The organism is Luteibacter sp. P4_D7_3, assembly GCF_056401735.1.
On record NZ_JBFUIT010000417.1, the window covers coordinates 1 to 2,825 of the forward strand.

Annotated in this window: 5 protein-coding genes; 3 read left to right on the plus strand and 2 right to left on the minus strand. The window is 61.9% G+C overall.

The annotated features are described in order from the left end of the window. Window positions 1–433, plus strand: a 433-nt coding sequence (locus AC1DSN_RS20855) for a class I SAM-dependent methyltransferase (RefSeq protein WP_477332623.1), incomplete at its 5' end; no start/stop codon positions are given. A gap of 79 nt (window positions 434–512) precedes the next feature. Here AC1DSN_RS20855 and AC1DSN_RS20860 read toward each other — a convergent pair. Both AC1DSN_RS20860 and AC1DSN_RS20865 read right to left on the minus strand, forming a co-directional pair. After that, the gene (locus AC1DSN_RS20860) at window positions 513–719 is read right to left on the minus strand and encodes a hypothetical protein (RefSeq protein WP_477332625.1); all 207 of its coding nucleotides are present in this window, start codon (window positions 717–719) and stop codon (window positions 513–515) included. Beyond that, complete coding sequence (locus AC1DSN_RS20865; protein ID WP_477332627.1) at window positions 716–1,702, minus strand: alcohol dehydrogenase catalytic domain-containing protein; 987 nt, start codon at window positions 1,700–1,702, stop codon at window positions 716–718. The genes AC1DSN_RS20860 and AC1DSN_RS20865 overlap by 4 nt, the downstream gene beginning before the upstream one ends. Before the next feature lie 144 nt (window positions 1,703–1,846). On the opposite strand from AC1DSN_RS20865, the gene AC1DSN_RS20870 reads away from it, so the two are divergent. Further along, the gene (locus AC1DSN_RS20870; protein WP_477297341.1) at window positions 1,847–2,329 is read left to right on the plus strand and encodes a DUF421 domain-containing protein; all 483 of its coding nucleotides are present in this window, start codon (window positions 1,847–1,849) and stop codon (window positions 2,327–2,329) included. A 62-nt stretch (window positions 2,330–2,391) separates the two neighbouring features. Then, window positions 2,392–2,667 (plus strand): hypothetical protein, encoded by a 276-nt coding sequence (locus tag AC1DSN_RS20875; RefSeq protein WP_477297342.1) that lies wholly within the window; start codon window positions 2,392–2,394, stop codon window positions 2,665–2,667. Window positions 2,668–2,825 lie beyond the last annotated feature (158 nt).

Consider the following 2,825-nt stretch of genomic DNA (forward strand, 5'->3'; position numbering starts at 1 on the left):
CTTCACGTCCAATCTCCTTCTCGTGGGGGATTGGACTCGAAACCGGGCCGCTACTCAAATCTGGGGGGACGTCGAGACGCCCCCCGTCGCAATTGCCACCGCGCAAGCACGCTGCTCGGCCTGTCCGAACGTGTCATTTGTCCAGGCGCATCTTCCCCACGGTGACTGGATGCAGCGTGCAGACGCGGTTGTGATGTCAGAGATTCTTTACTATCTCGAGGCTCCGGAAATTGACCTGTTGGCGGCACGGATATCGGCATGCGCACCGGACGCCGACATGATTCTCGTGCACTGGACAGGGGAGACCAACTACACGTTGTCGGGGGATGAGGCCGCCGAGCGCTTCATCGCGGCGTCGCCCTGGTATACGCCCCGCACGTACCGCGCGCCGAAATACCGGCTTGATGTGCTGACCCTTCCAACATCTGAATGACCCTTGTGTCCCGCCGGTCGAAAAGAGGAGCAGCTTCGGCCGCCCCTCGTTCCGTCCGCTCAGTGCGCATCCCTGCGTATCACGTCGCCGGTTCGAGCTCGACCTTTATCCAACCCGGCTGACGCTGGTCAAACGCCAGGTATGCGTTGATGGCATTGCTCAAAGGTTCGCGCTGGGTGAGGACGGCGGTCGGTGTTACCTGACCGGTGCGCACGAGCTCAACGAGCATCGGCACGTACTTCCGGTGATTGCAATTGCCCATCCGCACAGTGAGGTTCTTGTTCATCGCCGCACCAATCGGGAACAGGTTGTCGCCCGGCGGATAGACACCAATAATGGCAACCGTGCCGGCCTTGGCGACGGCATCAACGGCCCAGGCCAGCGACTGCATCGGACCGTCGCCGGCCTTGAAGTGCTCACCCTCTTCGCGTGCGGTGCGAGATGCTTTCTTGGCATCTTCCGGTGTGTTGGTCTTCTTGGCTGGTCCACTGTGGGCGTGCTCGGCATCAACACCGACGGCATCGATGACGGAGTCCACACCGACGCCACAGTCAGCTTCTTGATGGTTTCGACCGGGTCTTCCTTTGAGAAGTCGGCGGCTTCAGCGCCCTGGTTTCTGGCCATTTCCAAACGGTCCTCGTGCTGGTCGACGGCAAACACGCGCCCCGCACCGAGGAGCTTGGCAGAGGCAATGGCAAACTGCCCGACGGGGCCGCAGCCGAAGACTGCCACCGAGTGGCCCGGCTTGATGTCCGCGAGGTCAGCACCGAAGTACCCAGTCGGGAAAATGTCAGAAATCAGGATTGCTTCGTCATCACTGACCGAGTCCGGAAGGCCCACAAGATTGATGTTGGCGAACGGCACCCGGACCTTTTCTGCCTGCATGCCGTTGAAGCCACCTGCTTCCTTCGGGCCACCATAAAACGCCGTACCTGGCCCATTCGGATTGGCGTTGTCGCACTGGGCGTAGAAACCGGCCCGGCAAAGCGGGCAGTAGCCGCAGGCGATGGTCGACGGGACCACCACGCGGTCACCGACTTTGAGGTTGCGCACCCCTTTTCCGATGCTCTCAACCACACCCACCCCTTCGTGGCCGAGGATGGTGCCGGGCTCGACCCCAGCCATCGTGCCGCGAATAAAGTGGAGGTCCGTCCCACAAATGGCCGACGCGGTCAGCCGGACGACGGCATCGGTGTCTGCTTCAATTTTCGGCTCGGGCACGTCATCGAGGCGGATGTCACCGAGTGCGTGGAAAACGACGGCTTTCATGGGCAAGACTCGTTTGMAGGAGAAGCCGTAACCATGCGCAATGTCCTGTGAAAAGAAGAGCCCAAAACCGTGGACATCCCGTGGTGTTCGCATTTCCCAGACCCTTGTCCGGGTTGACTGCAAGTCCAGCCAAGGGAGACCGCCATGGACCACATCTTCGAACTCACAGCGCCGTGGTGGACCTACCTCGTGCGGGGCGCCGTCACTTATCTTGGTCTCCTCGTCCTCATGCGCCTTGCGGGCAAGCGGAGTTTCGGGGAAATGTCGGCGTTTGATGTCGTGGTCATTGCCCTGGCGGGCGGAACCCTGCGAACCGCGATTATCGGCGACGACAACGGGATGCTCGGACCCTTCCTTGGCGTGGCTGGGATTTTGGCGACAGACAAGGCCATCGCATGGCTATCTGCCCGGTCAGCGGGCTTTAACCGACTCATGGAAGGGTTTCCCACGATCCTGGTCCGCGACGGCAAACGGGGCCCTGCTGCCCTTCGGAGCCAAAACATTCCTGATGCAGCGCTCGACAGGGCCCTCCACGGGGCGGGCATCGAGACGGACCGGGATGTCAAAACGGGTCGACTGGAGCCGAACGGCAAAATCACCCTCGTCACACGAAAACACGCGGGATAAGGGGCTTGCCCTGACGCTCAGGCTGATTAAAATCGGAGGCCCGTTTCCGCAGGGAGCCCGCGATGAACGGCCACGCTGCCCGCCCTCTGACGCCAGATGGCTTGGAGGCATGCATCCACGCAATCAACGCCGCCGCGCTCGACGGAGATTTCGACGAGGCCCGGTTGTGTCTGGCCCAGTTCCGGGAACAATTGCAGCACCCCCGCCTTGACGCTCTTCGGCGTGCTTCGGACGTCTTGATGAGCGTCCTCGGCCCTGCCGGCACCGCCCCGTCGGGAGGCCTGGGCCGCGCCCTCGTCGACCTCACCGAGGCCTTCGAGAAGAACCAGCCTGGCTGACTGCCTTTGAGGACCCGACATGACGCCACTGGACAAACCGCTCAAGCGCGAACTGACCGTCGGCGGTCAGGACTACACGCTGACCATCCACCCCGACGGGCTCAAGCTGGTCGAGAAGGGCAAGCGCAAAGGCCTTGAGCTGTTGTGGAAAGACATCC

What these genes read in the sequence shown, in the direction of transcription:
- AC1DSN_RS20870 (WP_477297341.1), top strand. Translation starts at nt 1,847, where the DNA reads ATGGACCACATCTTCGAACTCACAGCGCCGTGGTGGACCTACCTCGTG.
- AC1DSN_RS20875 (WP_477297342.1), top strand. Translation starts at nt 2,392, where the DNA reads ATGAACGGCCACGCTGCCCGCCCTCTGACGCCAGATGGCTTGGAGGCA.
- AC1DSN_RS20860 (WP_477332625.1), bottom strand. Translation starts at nt 719, where the DNA reads ATGAACAAGAACCTCACTGTGCGGATGGGCAATTGCAATCACCGGAAG.
- AC1DSN_RS20865 (WP_477332627.1), bottom strand. Translation starts at nt 1,702, where the DNA reads ATGAAAGCCGTCGTTTTCCACGCACTCGGTGACATCCGCCTCGATGAC.